The organism is Neomegalonema sp. (genome assembly GCF_028688855.1).
In the GTDB taxonomy this organism is placed as follows: domain Bacteria; phylum Pseudomonadota; class Alphaproteobacteria; order Rhodobacterales; family Rhodobacteraceae; genus Neomegalonema.
The window spans coordinates 129377-143563 of the sequence record NZ_JAQTXI010000007.1 but is presented as its reverse complement, the minus strand read 5'-3'; the positions used below and the strand labels follow the sequence as shown (position 1 = coordinate 143563).

Annotated in this window: 12 protein-coding genes; 1 reads left to right on the top strand and 11 read right to left on the bottom strand. The window is 69.7% G+C overall.

Translation table 11 applies throughout. The features are described from left to right. Positions 1 to 685: 685 nt before the first annotated feature. From PHN62_RS07495 to PHN62_RS07445, 11 genes are all read right to left on the bottom strand, one after another. Positions 686 to 1630: an AEC family transporter gene (locus PHN62_RS07495; RefSeq protein WP_300148498.1), complete on the bottom strand. Its 945-nt coding sequence runs from the start codon at positions 1628 to 1630 to the stop codon at positions 686 to 688. Positions 1631 to 1715: 85 nt separating this feature from the next. Further along, on the bottom strand, positions 1716 to 3455 hold the full coding sequence (locus PHN62_RS07490; protein WP_300148496.1) for a c-type cytochrome: 1740 nt from the start codon (positions 3453 to 3455) through the stop codon (positions 1716 to 1718). A 7-nt stretch (positions 3456 to 3462) separates the two neighbouring features. After that, complete coding sequence (locus PHN62_RS07485) at positions 3463 to 3816, bottom strand: copper resistance protein CopC (RefSeq protein ID WP_300148494.1); 354 nt, start codon at positions 3814 to 3816, stop codon at positions 3463 to 3465. A gap of 19 nt (positions 3817 to 3835) precedes the next feature. Then, on the bottom strand, positions 3836 to 4624 hold the full coding sequence (locus PHN62_RS07480) for an ABC transporter ATP-binding protein (protein ID WP_300148490.1): 789 nt from the start codon (positions 4622 to 4624) through the stop codon (positions 3836 to 3838). Next, entirely contained in the window at positions 4618 to 5661 is a 1044-nt protein-coding gene (locus tag PHN62_RS07475; RefSeq protein ID WP_300148487.1) for an ABC transporter permease, read from the bottom strand. The genes PHN62_RS07480 and PHN62_RS07475 overlap by 7 nt, the downstream gene beginning before the upstream one ends. Then, entirely contained in the window at positions 5648 to 6688 is a 1041-nt protein-coding gene (locus tag PHN62_RS07470; RefSeq protein WP_300148484.1) for an ABC transporter substrate-binding protein, read from the bottom strand. Before PHN62_RS07470 ends, PHN62_RS07475 begins: the two co-directional genes overlap by 14 nt. A 27-nt stretch (positions 6689 to 6715) precedes the next feature. Then, the gene (locus PHN62_RS07465) at positions 6716 to 7267 is read right to left on the bottom strand and encodes an OsmC family protein (protein WP_300148482.1); all 552 of its coding nucleotides are present in this window, start codon (positions 7265 to 7267) and stop codon (positions 6716 to 6718) included. A gap of 4 nt (positions 7268 to 7271) precedes the next feature. Beyond that, a complete protein-coding gene (locus tag PHN62_RS07460) occupies positions 7272 to 8261 on the bottom strand; it encodes a PLP-dependent cysteine synthase family protein (protein WP_300148480.1) in 990 nt (329 codons plus the stop codon). A 328-nt stretch (positions 8262 to 8589) separates the two neighbouring features. Then, complete coding sequence (locus PHN62_RS07455; RefSeq protein ID WP_300148478.1) at positions 8590 to 9987, bottom strand: MATE family efflux transporter; 1398 nt, start codon at positions 9985 to 9987, stop codon at positions 8590 to 8592. A gap of 78 nt (positions 9988 to 10065) precedes the next feature. Then, positions 10066 to 11262 (bottom strand): MFS transporter, encoded by a 1197-nt coding sequence (locus PHN62_RS07450; RefSeq protein WP_300148475.1) that lies wholly within the window; start codon positions 11260 to 11262, stop codon positions 10066 to 10068. 67 nt (positions 11263 to 11329) lie between these two features. After that, positions 11330 to 11524 (bottom strand): heavy-metal-associated domain-containing protein, encoded by a 195-nt coding sequence (locus tag PHN62_RS07445; RefSeq protein ID WP_300148472.1) that lies wholly within the window; start codon positions 11522 to 11524, stop codon positions 11330 to 11332. A 159-nt stretch (positions 11525 to 11683) separates the two neighbouring features. Here PHN62_RS07445 and PHN62_RS07440 point away from each other — a divergent pair, with 159 nt between their 5' ends. Beyond that, positions 11684 to 14185, top strand: a complete 2502-nt coding sequence (locus PHN62_RS07440) for a heavy metal translocating P-type ATPase (RefSeq protein ID WP_300148467.1) — start codon at positions 11684 to 11686, stop codon at positions 14183 to 14185. Positions 14186 to 14187 lie beyond the last annotated feature (2 nt).

The following is a 14187-nucleotide window of genomic DNA, read 5'->3' as shown; positions in this document are numbered from 1 at the left end:
GCGCCAGATTGGCGCAACCTCATCCGATCGATCTCCGACGGGAGCATCCCGAAGCGCAGGTCCGCCCGTCTCGATGGCTCGCGCGACTATCCTATCGCGATAGTCGATATGGAACAACGCTGCATTGAGGATTCGCAAGTCCCCTTAAAAGCGCCTTCAGGTTGCGTACTGAAGAATCTCCAGGTTTTCGGATCTCCCGCAGGCCATGGCCCGCAGCCGTGACGCGGGAGCGCGGCGCAGCGAAGGGGCCGGACCCGCCGGACAAGGGCGATGTCCTCGCCGGAGCCTGAGGATCCTTGCACGATGAAGGCCTTGACTGCGAGGCCTTGCAGGAATCTCTGCCGCAGGCGCGGCGTTCCGGCGGCGGCCGAGGCTCCGAAGCCTCCCGCCCTGCGCGTCTGAGGGCCGGTTCTTCTCCATGCGAATCAGCATGTCGCCCCTTGGTCGACCGGGAGGAAGGGGGCCTTTCGGCGCCGCGCTCCGCCAGGCTGCTCCGGATCGCGGCCTCCGCTGCGGGCGATCCCGGAATTATCGGGACGACGAACAGGAAATGATTAACCCAACCTGAAAGATCTCGCCCCAGATCGGGAGAGACGTTTTCCGGGCGGAGACGGCGCGCAGTCAGGCGATCCGTTCCTCGCCCCTTCCTGCGTCCTGCGCGGATTCGTGAAGCCCCCAGAGAACCTCAGGCGGCGAAGGCCAGATAGGCCGAGATCGTGCCCACCGAGAGGATGGTCGTCTTGAGCACCACGCGCGCCGTGAGCAGGCCCTCGCGTTCGTAAAGCTCGGCGAGCATGAAGGGGCCGGTCCCGGTCGGCAGGGCCGCCAGCAGCACGACAAGCCGCGTCGCATCGGCGGGCAGCCCCAGAAGAGGCCCCGCGATGATCCATGTGATCAGCGGCTGTCCGATCAGCTTGAGGAGGATCAGCAGCCTCTCGACGCCGCGTCCGGCCTCCGCGGCGGCTTCGCGTCCGGAGCTCCCCGCCAGAAACAGGCCCAGCGCGATCAGCGCGCAGGGCGAGGCCGCCCCGCCCAGCAGACGCAGATAGGCGTCCAGAGGCTCAGGCGTCGACCAGCCCGAGACCATGAAGGCCGCTCCCAGAACCGGAGCGATCAGCAGCGGATTCCTCGCCAGAGACACGAAGGTCTTGCGCAGGATCCTCCAGCGGCTTCCCTCCCGACGCAGGCCGCTCTCGATCAGGATGATCGCGAAGGCGAAGAGCACCGAAACCGTGAGGATCGTGGCCGCCAGAGTCGGGGCCATGCCCGCCTCGCCCGCCACCGACAGCGCCAGGGGAAAGCCGATGAAGCCCGTATTGGCGTAGCTGGCGTTCAGCGCCTCGATGGCCGCGTCCGCCAGAGGACGCCCGCGCCGCATCCTCAGCCAGAGCGTCAGGCCGAAGACGATCCCGCAGCCGCCCGCGAAGGCCAGGATGAAGCCGGGCCGCCAGATCTGTTCCGGCTCGGCCCCGGCCATGATGTCGAAGAGCAGGGCGGGCAGAGCCAGATGAACCACAAGGCGATTGACTTCGCGCGTGGCGTTGGGGCCGAGGGCGCCGCTGCGTCGGGCGACCCAGCCCGTCAGGATGAGCGCGAAGACCGGAAGCACGATGAGCAGATTGGACAGCATGAAAGCCTCTTCGTCGGAGCGCGCTTCTCCTGAAGCTTTTTCGCGCCGGACGAAAGGGCTCTGATCATCTGCGCCGCACGAAGCTCTAGTGATGCCCTCCGGAGGCCTTCGCCGGATTGGCGCGCGTCCATTCCGCCGCCCCGGCGAGCGCGGAGACCTCGGGCCTCTGCGGCCAGAACCAGCGCAGGAAGCCTTCGCCGTCGATGAGGAATTCTGGAGAAGCCGGAAGCTCGCCCCCGGTCAGCAGGGCGAGGGCCGCGCGCATCTCGGGCCCGAGGCCGCCGCAGGCCTCCGGATCAAGCCGCAGGACGCCCGCAGGCGGCTCGCCCGAACCCCAGTAGAGCAAGGCGCCTCCCGGAGGACGCGAAAGGTCCAGACGTCGCGATTCTCCCGCGCAGCGCAGCCGCAAGGCGGGCGCCTGAGGCGGAATCCCCCAGCTTCCCCGGCGATCGAGGCTGCGCGCGCTCGCCCGGCCGCGCAGGTGATCCACAAGGCGCCAGATCTCGGCGTCGGACAGCCCGGGAAAGCCCGGCATCGAAGGCGCGCCCTCGCGGCTGGTCATGCCGTGGCGGATGCGCCAGAACCAGTCGCCGTCGCGGGTCTGCAGGAACCAGGGCGCCGTCAGATCGGGCGGCCAGACGGGATCTCCCGTGGCCTGCGGACCCGCGCCGCGCGCGTCCGGGCCATGGCATGAGGCGCAATCGCGCAGATAGAGCGCTTCGCCCTGCTGCAACGAAGCCGGATTGCGGCGAGTCTCGGCGGTCTGGAAGCTGGTCGGCAGGGCGGGCCTCAGGAAGGGCGCCGCCGGAAAGACGGGCGTCCGCCAGAGCAGGAAGCCCGCCGTCAGGAGCAGAGCCAGAGCGATCCAGCGCGCCTGGCGCAACAGCGCCAGAGCCGCCAGAACCAGCCCCGCCGCCGCCGCCCCGGGCAGGATCATGCGCAGGAGCCTGTCGCGCAGGAAGGCGTCCTCCCGGAGGCCGGGAGCCGGCTGGCGCTCGAAAGGCCAGACCACCCGGTCGTGCAGGCCGGGCGGCTGCAAGGCGAGCCAGGCCGCGACCAGCACGACCAGAATCCCCGCCAGAGCCTCGACGCAGAGGCTGAGCCTCAGAAGCCGGCGACGCCCCGCAGGCGCGAGCCAGATCCCGTTGGCGAAGGCGCAAGCCAGCATGAGCGCAAGCAGGCCCGCCTTGATCAGCAAGGCGCGCCCGTAATCCGTGCCGAGGATTCCGGGAATCCCGCCCGTCAGGGGCCAGAGCCCCCAGAGGCCCAGACCCAGCGTCGCCACCAGCCCGACGCCCAGCGGAGAAAATCGCCGCGCCGCCTTCAGCCCCGCCTCCGGATCGCGCCGGAGCGTCCAGAGGAGCCAGGGCAGGCTTCCCGCCCAGAGCGCCCCCGCCAGAACATGCAGCGCGCCCGCCAGAGTCGTGAGCCAGGGCGTCGCGGCGCCATGGCCGAGGAGGGGCTGAAGCGCGAGGGCCGCCAGAATCGCCGCCAGAATCGCCGTCTGGGCTCCGCGCGGGAGAACCAGCGCCAGAGCCGTCAGAGCCAGCCGCAGGGCCATGATCCGGCCGAAGCCGGTTTCGGTCAGCATGAGGAGCTGCGCCTCGGGCCAGCCCCTGCGCGTCAGGATCTGCGCCTGAACGGCGAACCAGAGCGCCCCGAAGATCAGCGCCGCCCACAGCAGGGGACGCGCCCAGGCCGCGAGTCTGGCGCGCGTGCCGCCTTCTGCGGCCAGGACTCCGACGACGAAGGCGCCCGCCGCGCCCGCCAGCCCGCCCAGATGCAGGCCGCGCAGCCCGGCGAGCGCCAGTTCCTCCAGCGACATCGGCGGCTTATTTCAGCGTGAAGCTGAATTCGCCCTGCGAGCCATGAGTGTCCACGGAGGTCACGCTCCATTCCACCCGATAGACCCCCGGCGCCAGATCCGGCAGAGCCACGCGCAGGCTGCGCGGATCGCCCTGGTCATGAGCGGGCGCCGGGATCTCCAGAGCCTCGCCCGCCGCATCGCGCAGGGTCACGGCGCTGAGCGCCAATTCCAGATTCTCGGTGAAGGCGAGCAGGATCTCTTCGGGCGGAGAGGTCAGGACCGCGCCTTCCGCCGGACTCGCGCTGTCGAGATGCGCATGGGCGAAGGCGGGAGAGGCGAGGCTCAGAGCCGCCAGAAAGGCGGAAAGACCGATCTTCATGTCATCATCCTTCAGGATCTCACCAGGAGGCGTCGAGGCCGAGTTCGGCCAGAGCCGCCCGCCGCTGTTCGGCGAGGGCCGGATCTCCGCGCCTGCGGGGATAGGGGGCGTCGTTGCGGAATTCGCGCAGGATCCGCGCCGGACGCGGCGAAAACACGATCACCCTTTGCGCGAGGAAGAAGGCCTCCTCGACGTCATGAGTCACCAGCAGAGCCGTGAAGCCGCTGCGGCGCCAGAGCTCGATCAGTTCGGTCTGCATGGCGAGGCGCGTCAGGGAATCCAGCTTGCCGAGCGGCTCGTCGAGGATCAGGATCTTCGGGTCGTTCACCAGAGCCCGCGCCAGAGAGGCCCTTTGCGCCATGCCGCCCGAGAGTTGATGCGGATAGGCCTGAGCGAAATCCTGAAGCCCCACCAGACGCAGGGCGGCGTCGACGCGGGCGCTCTCCTGCCTGAGCAGGCCCCGCGCCTCCAGCCCGAGGGCCACGTTGCGCCAGACCGTCCGCCATGGATAGAGCGTCGGATCCTGGAAGACGACCACCCGCGAAGGATCCGGCCCCGCGACGGGGAGCCCGTCCGCGCGGATCTCGCCCTGTTTCGGGTGATCCAGCCCCGCGACCAGCCGCAGCAAGGTGGATTTCCCGCAGCCCGAAGGCCCGAGGAAAGCCACGAATTCGCCGGGCCGGATGTCGAGCCGCACGTCCTCCAGCACCGGAAGCGGGCCGGACTCGAGGTCGAAGCCATGGCTGACGCTCCGGACGGAGACGGCGGCCCCCGCAGAGGCCGTTTCGACGGCGGCGAGGCTCACCATCTGACGACTCCCTTCTGCCAGGCCAGGGCGCGGTCGCGCACCGCGAAGAGCAGCGTGATCAGTCCCGAGAAGACCAGCGCCATGACGATCAGCGCGCCATACATGTTGGCATAGGCCGCCCAGCCCTGAGCCCATTGCAGATACCAGCCGAGCCCCGATTTCACGCCCATCATCTCGGCGGCCACCAGCACCGAGAAGCTCGCCGAAAGCCCCATGAAGAGCCCGACGAAGACGTTCGGCAGAGCGGCGGGAATCGCCACCTTGAGAATCAGGAAACGCTGACTGGCGCCGAGCGTGCGGGCCACGTCGTAATAGGCCTTGTCCACGCCCGCCACGCCCGACCAGGTCAGCACCGTCACCGGAAACCAGGTCGCCAGAGCGATCAGGAAGACCGCCGCCGAAAAGCTCGACGGAAAGAAGAAGAAGGCCAGAGGCATCAGCGCCGTCGAGGGCACCGGGCCGAGAAAGCGCAGGACCGGATGCACCCAGTAGCCCAGAACCTGCGACCAGCCGATGGAGACGCCCGTGACGAAGCCCAGAACCGCCCCCCAGAGGAAGCCCACCGCCAGCAGCCGCATGGAGTTCGACAAGCTGTCGATCAGCCTGGCGTGGTCTTCGAGATAGACCTCCACCAGGGAGTTGGGCGGCGAGAAGAAGGGCGTCGGGAGGGTTCCGGTCTTGGCGGTGGCGATCTCCCAGAAGACGAAGAAAGCCGCCAGAACCGTCAGCCAGGGAGCGGCGCGCAGGAATCGCCGCCTCAACCCCGCATGGACCGTCGAGACCCCTGCGACCCCGATCAGCGCCAGAGCCCAGAGGATGAATCCGACGCTCGTCTGGCGCGCGTAAAGCGGCTCGACGAAGCCGACCGTCTTGTCGGGCAGGCCGAAGCTCGCCGCCGCGAGGACCGCCCAGCCCAGCAGCGCCGCCGAAGCCCAGAGCCAGCCCCGCGCCTCCTCTCCGGAGGCGAGCGCCCGCCAGAGGGAGGCGCCGCCTCCTTCCGGCGGCGCGACCGGGCCCGCAAGGTCAGATGAGGACATCGGGAACCACCTTCGCGGCGAAGGCCTCCACATTGGTCGAGGGCCGGATGACGTTGATCGCCTGCAGCTTGCGCACGAAGAGTTCGACGTCGCGGCGCAGGGCCTCGCCGGTGGAGTGATGGCCGTGGGTGTGCTCGCGCAGGATGGCCGAAACCGTCTCCGCCGGAATCCCCGAGGGAATATGCGGCGCGAAGATCCGCGCGGATTCGTCGGGATTGGCGGCCGTCCAGGCCTGAGCCTCGACCACGGCGCGGGTGAGGGCGGCGGCCACGTCGGGCTGTTCGCGGATCAGGCTCCCGCGCAGGCCGAGCACGCAGCAGGTGGAGTTCAGATATTCGTCGTCGAGATTGGTCCCGATCTCCAGCAGGTCGTCCTTCTCGCGCTGAAGCCAGGCGTGGGGGTCGTCGCCCGCCACGGCGTGGACTTCGCCCTTCTTGAGGGCCTCCGCGAAGAGATCGGCGGGATATTGCAGCCATTCGACGTCCTTGTCCGGATCGACTCCGATCTCGGCGAGGCGGATGGCGAAGAAATTGCGGATCGGGCTGGCCTGATCCGAAACCGCGACCTTCTTGCCCTTCAGATCGGCGAGATCCGTGATTCCGCCGCCCTTCGTGGTCAGCAGCCGCATGCAGCCGCCATGGGTGCCGACGGCCAGGCCCACGTCGAAGCCCTGCTCCAGCGGCTTGAGCCAGCGCAGGGCCATGCCGATTCCGCCGTCGGCGTGGCCGGTGGCGATGGCCTGAAGGAACTGATCGGTCGAGCCGGTGAAGCTGACCGGCTCCACGTCGAGGTTGTATTGATCGAAGAAGCCGCGCTCCAGAGCCACCGAGATCGGCGAATGACAGACGGCGGTCTGGCTCCAGGCGATCTTGATCGGCGTGCGGGTCGCGAGGGGCTTGACCTCTTCGGCGAAGGCCGGAGCGAAGCGCGCGCCCGTCGCGCCGAGCAGGCCGAGGCCCGCCGCGCCGCCCGCCAGCTTCAGCAGGCCGCGACGCGAAGTCCGCGAGGAAGGGGAAGATTCGGACATGTCGGAATTCCTTGAAGAAGAACAGGGTCAGGCCACGTCGGACCGGACGGAATCGGGAGTTTCATGGATCAGCTCGCCGCGGATCTCGACGGCGCGGCCGAGCAGATTCAGGATCGGACAGAACTTGCGCACCGCCGCCTCGACGGCGGCCACCGCCTCGGGGCTTGCGGAGGAGAGGACCCGCACCGTGAAGGAGATCTCGTGCGGATGGACGGGGACATCCTCGAATCCGGGCGTTCCGGCGCGGGCGTCGAGCCGGCCGCGCGCCTCCGCCTCGACGGACTCGAGAGGCAGCCGCTGATCCGCCGCATGGATGAGCCAGGTATGGGTCAGGCAGCTCGCCAGAGAGCCGAGCAGGATCTCCGGAGAGCCCGGCCCGAGGTCGTAGCCCGCGAAGGAGGGCGGGCTGTCCGAGACGATCTGATGATCGCGGATGCGGATCCGCCGGACGCCGCTGCGCCCCTCCGCCCGGGCCTGCGCCGTGAAGGGCGTGACGCCGAGCCCGCCCGCCGCCACGGCGGCGCGGCGCTCGAGGAGGGCCTCGCGTTTCTGGACGAGATAGTCCTGAAGGTCGCTCATGGGCTCACTCCGCCGCCTGAAGGGCGGCCTGCGGCTCGGCGAGCCGGAAGGCGCGGGCGTTGAGGTAGCGTTCGCCGCTGTCGGGCAGCAGGGCCACGATGGTCTTGCCTTCGAACTCGGGGCGCCGGGCCAGCAGGGTCGCGGCGTGGAGCGTCGCCCCCGCCGAGGTTCCCGCGAGGATCCCCTCCTCGCGCGCCAGAGCCCGCGCGGCTTCGGCGGCTTCGGCGGTCTCCAGGGCGATCACCTCATCCACGAGCGAGCCGTCGTAATTGCCGGGAAGCTGGAAGGCCTCGACCTCGGTGACCTTGTGCACGCCGTCGATTTCGGCGGGATAGGGATCCTCCTCGGTGGGCAGAGAGCCAGGCCCCGGCTCCGAGACCACGAGCCGGATCGAGGGATTGCGCTCGCGCAGATAGCGCCCCGCTCCCGAGATCGTGCCGCCCGTGCCCACGCCCGCCACGAAGGCGTCCACCTGGCCATCCGCGTCTCGCCAGATCTCGGGGCCGGTGGTCTCGTAATGGATCTTCGGATTGGCCGGATTGGCGAGCTGATCGGTGAAATGGGCCTCGGGATTCTCGGCGCGGATGCGCTCCGTGATCTTCTCCAGGGCGTTGGGATCGAGGAAGAAGCTGTTCTCGACCTTGACGATCTCGGCGCCGAAATGCTCCAGCAGGCGGATCTTGTCGGGGCTGATGTTGTCGCTGGCGTAGAACTTCGCGCCATAGCCTCGCGCCGCCGCCACCGCCGCAAGTCCGATGCCGGTGTTGCCGCTGGTCACGTCGACGATCCTGCCACCCGGCTTGAGCAACCCGCGCTCTTCGGCGTCGCGGACGAGCGCCCAGGCGATGCGGTCCTTCACGCTGCCCGCCGGGTTCAGATACTCGACCTTGACGAGGATGCGCGCGCCGAGGCCGCGCTTGCGCCGATAGTTCTGCAGCTCCAGCAGGGGCGTGCCGCCGATCAGATCGACGATGCTGGCGTGGATTCTGGCCATGTGCGGAGGTCCTCAGGTGAATTGCGGATGAATCCGGCCGCCCCGCCGGGAAGGCCCCGGCGGCGGGTTTCAGAAAAAGGCGAACAGGCGCGAGGCCTCGGCCGGAGAACGCAGGGCGCGTCCCGTTCAGGGCCTCAGGGCGAAGGCGGGGAAGAAATTCGGAGAGGCTTTCCTTCTCGAATCTGAAGGGGGCGGGTTTCGTCCTCGACGCGCCCTGGGGCGGCGTCAGGGTCCGGAACCCCTCCTCTCCTGCATGGCCCAGGCGGCCATGAGCGTCCAATATTTAAACCGTCCATGATTATCGCCCGATGCGATAACCGCCTGTTCCTTACAGCCCCCGGCGCGCCGGAAGCCGCCGGATCTGGAGAACCAGCCGCAGCGTCATGAGCAGGGCGGCGGCGGTCAGCCCCATCGCCAGACCCCACCAGATGCCGATGCCGCCCCAGCCGAGCGGAAAGGCCAGAAGATAGGCGGCGGGAGCGCCCAGGCCCCAGTAGCTCGCCAGAGCGATGAGCATCGGCGTGCGGGCGTCCTTCAGCCCGCGCAGCGCCCCGCTGGAGAGCCCCTGCGCGCTGTCCACGATCTGGAAGACGGCCGCCACCGCCAGAAAGCCCGCCACGAAAGGCGCGACGGCGGCGCCCTCGGCAGAATCCAGATCCAGGTAGAGCCCCGCCAGAACCCCGGGAATCGTCAGGAAGGTCAGCGCCGAGAGGCAGGCGAAGGCCAACCCGATCGCCATGGCCGCCGAAGCCGCCCGCGCGACTCCTTCGGGATCTCCCCGCCCATGGGCGCGCCCCACCCGGATCGTCGCGGCGGCGGAGAGCCCCAGAGGAATCATGAAGGCGAGGCCGCTGTATTGCAGCGCCACCCCATGAGCCGCCAGCTCGCGCGGCCCCACCCAGCCCATCATGACGGCCGTGGCGCTGAAGAGGGCCACCTCCGCCACCACGGTGATTCCAATGGGCCAGCCCAGCCGGAAGACGTCCTTCAGGGCGGCGGCGTCGGGCTTCAGGAAGCGCCCGAAGACCGCATGCACCCGCAAGGAGGGCGTCCAGGCCCCGTAGGCCGCCAGAAACAGCGCCACGCAGGAGGTCGCGAGGAAGGTCGAAAGCCCCGCGCCCGCCATGCCCATGGCCGGAATCCCGAAGCCTCCGAAGACCAGCAGCAGATTCAGCAAGAGATTCAACCCGCCGCCCAGAGTCAGCGCCAGAAGCACGATTCCGGGCCGCTCCAGCGCCCCCAGGAAGGAGCGCAGGGCGATGATCGCCAGCTGCGGAAACAGCGACCATTGCAGCGCCCGCACATATTCGGCCGCCAGAGCCGAAATCCGGGGATCCTGACCGAGCGCCAGAAAGATCGCCTCCGCGCGCCAGAGCAGCGGCGTCATCAGCAGCGCATAGGCGAAGCCGATCCACAGCCCCATCCGCACGAAGCGCCGCAGGCCCCGGGGATCGCGCGCGCCGATGGCGTTGGCCGCCAGAGGCATGATCGCGAAGCCGAACCCCGAGCCGAACATCCAGATCACGAAGAAGACCTGCCATCCGAGCACGGCGGCGGCCAGTTCGTCGGGCCCGAGACGCCCCAGAACCACGGTGTTGACCACGTTCAGCGCCAGCTGAGCCAGCTGCGCCCCGATCAGCGGCAGGCCGAGCAGGATCGTGGCCTTCACATGATCCGGCCATGAGGAGGCGCCTGCGCCCTCCCCGGAAAGGGCGGTTCCATCCATTTCGTCACCAGCTCCGGAAGGGGCGCGCCTCTCCGGCGGACGGATCGAGGCGCCGGCGGAGATTCGCCGCCCCCTCCTCTAGCCCGGAAAGCGCCGTCTGGCGACGGCGAAAAGGAGCGCTCCCGAGGCCAGACAGGCCCCGACCTGGAAAGGCGCCGCAGAGCCCCGGCTCTCCCAGAGCCAGCCCGCCGCCACCGAACCGCCCAGAAGCGCCAGACTCGTGACGAGGTTGAAGGCGCCGAAGGCCGTCCCCTTGAGCTTCTCCGGCGCGGCCCCGGCGATCATGGCCCCGAGCAGACCTTGCGAGAACCCCATGTGCAGCCCCCAGAGCGCGACGCCCAGAAGATAGAGCCCGAGCCCCTCGGCCCAAGCCAGAGCCAGATGCGCGCCGATGAGGAAAGGCAGACTCCAGATCAGCAGGCCCTCGCGGCCGATCCGGTCCGAGAGCCGCCCCACCGGATAGGCCGTCAGCCCGTAGGCCGCATGCAGCAGCACCATCGCCAGAGGCGCCCAGACGGGCGAGAATCCGGACTCAAGGGCCTTGAGCAGAAGGAAGGCCTCGCTGAAACGCGCCAGAGTCAGCAGGCAGCCGAAGCCCACCACCGTCCAGACCGCGCGGTTCAGCCGGAGCGAATCCCGGAAGCTGAAGGCGGAGCCGAGGGCGGGCGTCGCGCCCTTGGGCTCCTGCACGCCGAAGATCAGCAGGGCCACGGCCAGAAAGGCCGGAATCGCCGCCAGCCAGAAGACCGACAGGATATGCCCGCCCAGAAGCAGCATCGCCGCCACCGCGATCAGCGGCCCGAGGAATCCGCCCACCGTGTCGAGGGACTTGCGCAGGCCGAAGCTCGCGCCCCGGATCTCGGGCGGCGAGACGCTGGCGATCAGGGCGTCGCGAGGCGCCCCGCGCAGGCCCTTGCCCACCCGGTCGATGGCCTTTGAGGCCAGGACCAGATCCACCGACGCGGCCAGAGGCAGGATCAGCCGCGAGACCGCCCCCAGGCCATAGCCCAGAACCGCCAGCGGCTTGTTGCGGCCCATCCGGTCGGCGAGCGCGCCGGACAGGAATTTCGTGGCCGTCGCGACGGCCGCCGAAATCCCCTCGACGAAGCCGACCGTCAGAGCCGAAGCGCCCAGCCCGCTCACCAGATAGAGCGGAAGCAGCGTCTGGACCATCTCCGAGGAAACGTCCATGAGCAGGCTGACGAAGCCCAGCATCCAGACCGTCCGGGGAACGGCCGGGCCGCGCAGAGCCGTGAGGAAGCCGGGAAGACGCATCGTCTCTCCTCGCGAGGATGAAGGATCGGGTCGTGAGGAGGACGAAGGGCGCCGCGTCGGCGCCTCTTCAGACGGCGGTCGCCGGGAATCCCGCCTCGGCGAGGACCTTCCGCAGATCGGCGAGCGGCGCGGAGGTCTCGACCTCCAGAATCCGCGTCGCGGGATCGGCCTCGACCCTGGCCTGCGCGTCGAGGCCGAGAATCGCCGCCTTCACCGAGCGCGCGCAGCCGCCGCAAGCCATGTCTTCGACATGAAGCCGCATGAGAACCTCCTTGCTTCAAATCACGGTCCTGATGATCTAGGGCTTCCCACCGCAGGAAGGTCAAGAGCTGAAAACGGGAATCCGGGGGCTTGACCTTCCCACGATGGGAAGCCCCACATCCCCCCGGAGCACATCGGACGCATGAAGAAGGAGGCGGCCATGAACGCCCCGAACCACGCCCCTCTCCGGAGCGGAGAACCCACGAGCTTCTCGCTGCCCGTCGAGGGCATGACCTGCGCCTCCTGCGTGGGGCGCGTCGAGAAGGCGCTGCGGGCCGTCCCCGGCGTGAGGGAGGCGAGCGTCAACCTCGCCACGGAGCGGGCCAGCGTCCGGGCGGAGCCCTCCGTGGACCGGGCCGCTCTGGTCGAGGCCCTCGGCAGGATCGGCTACGCCGTTCCGGCTCCCGTCGCCTCGCCGGGCAAGATCGAGCTGGAGGTGGAAGGCATGACCTGCGCCTCCTGCGTGGGGCGCGTCGAGAAGGCGCTGACGGCCGTGCCCGGCGTGGAGGCGGCCAGCGTCAACCTCGCGACCGAACGCGCCACGATCCGGGGCTCGGCCGGGGCGGCGGCTCTGGTCGAGGCCGTCGGGAGGATCGGCTATCAGGCCCGCCCCCTCGCCGCCCCCGACGCCGCCCGGGAGGAGGCCGAAGCGAAGGCCGCCCGCAAGGAGCAGGAGCGCCAAGAGCTGGCGCGCGACTTCCGGCTGGCGGCGCTCCTGACGGCGCCCGTCTTCATTCTGGAGATGGGCTCGCATCTGATTCCTGGCGCGCATCATCTGATCGCCTCGACCATCGGGATGCGGACGAGCTGGATCCTTCAGTTCCTGCTGACGACTCTGGTGCTCTTCGGTCCCGGACTGCGCTTCTTCCGGGCGGGGATTCCGGCGCTGCTGCGCGGCGCGCCCGACATGAACTCCCTGGTTGCGATGGGGTCTCTGGCGGCCTACGGCTCCTCCCTCGTCGCGACCTTCGCGCCCGGCCTGCTGCCCGCCGGGACGGTCAACGTCTATTACGAGGCCGCGGCGGTCATCGTGACGCTGATCCTGCTCGGGCGTCTGCTGGAGGCCCGCGCCAGAGGCCGCGCCTCCGAGGCGATCCAGAGGCTCGTCGGACTCCAGGCCAGGACGGCGCGCGTCCGGCGCGGCGGCGAGGTCGTGGAGACGCCGATCGCCGCCGTCGGGGCGGGCGATCTGCTGGAGGTCCGCCCCGGCGAGCGCATTCCGGTGGATGGCCGCGTGATCGAAGGCGAAAGCTACGTCGACGAATCCATGATCACCGGAGAGCCGGTTCCGGTTCTGAAGTCTCCCGGCGCCGAGCTGGTCGGCGGGACGGTGAACCAGAAGGGCGCCCTGACCTTCGCCGCCACGGCGGTCGGCGGAGACACGCTGCTGGCGCAGATCATCCGCATGGTCGAGGAGGCCCAGGGCTCCAGGCCGCCGATCCAGGCCCTGGTCGACAAGGTCACGCTCCGGTTCGTCCCGGCGGTGATGGGGATCGCGGCCCTGACCTTCGCGCTCTGGCTGATCTTCGGGCCCTCGCCGGCCCCAAGCTTCGCGCTGGTCAACGCGGTGGCGGTGCTGATCATCGCCTGTCCCTGCGCCATGGGCCTGGCCACGCCCACCTCGATCATGGTCGGCGCGGGGCGCGGCGCCGAGATGGGGATCCTCTTCCGCAAGGGCGAGGCGCTGCAGGCGCTCAAGGACGCCAGGGTCGTGGCCTTCGACAAGACCGGCACCCTCACCGAAGGGCGGCCCGGCCTCACCGATCTGGAGCTGACGCCGGGCTTCTCGCGCGCCGAGGTTCTGGAGGCCGTCGCAGCGGTCGAGGCGAAATCCGAGCATCCCATCGCTCAGGCCCTCGTCGCGGCCGCTCGGGAGGAAGGACTGACGCCGCCCGCCGTCTCGGCCTTCGAGTCGGTCACGGGGTTCGGCGTGAAGGCTCTGGCCGGAGGACGGCGCGTCGAGGTGGGCGCGGCGCGCTTCATGCAGGCCCTGGGCCTCGACGTCGCGCCCTTCGCCGAAGTCGCCGCGCGCCTCGGCGACGAAGGAAAGACGCCCCTTTACGCCGCGCTCGACGGGCGGCTGGCGGCGATCCTCGCCGTCGCGGACCCGATCAAGGCGACCACGCCCCAGGCCGTCCGGAGGCTCCATGAGCTGGGGCTCAAGACCGCCATGATCACCGGAGACGACGCCCGCACCGCCCGGGCCGTGGCCGCCCGGCTTGGGATCGACGAGGTGGTGGCGGAGGTTCTCCCCGAGGGCAAGGTGGAGGCGGTGCGGCGTCTGCGGCGCGAACATGGCGCCGTGGCCTTCGTCGGCGACGGCGTGAACGACGCTCCCGCTCTGGCCGAGGCCGACGTCGGGCTGGCCGTCGGGGCGGGGACGGACATCGCCATCGAGGCCGCCGACGTGGTGCTGATCTCCGGAGACCTGGGCGGCGCGGCGCGGGCCGTCGGGCTCTCCAGGGCGACGATCCGCAACATCCGGCAGAATCTCTTCTGGGCCTTCGCCTATAACGCGGCCCTGATTCCGGTGGCGGCGGGGGCGCTCTATCCGGCCTTCGGGATCCTGCTCTCGCCGATCTTCGCGGCGGGCGCCATGGCGCTCTCCAGCGTCTTCGTGTTGGTCAACGCCCTGAGGCTCCGCCGCTTCGAGGCGGCCTGAAG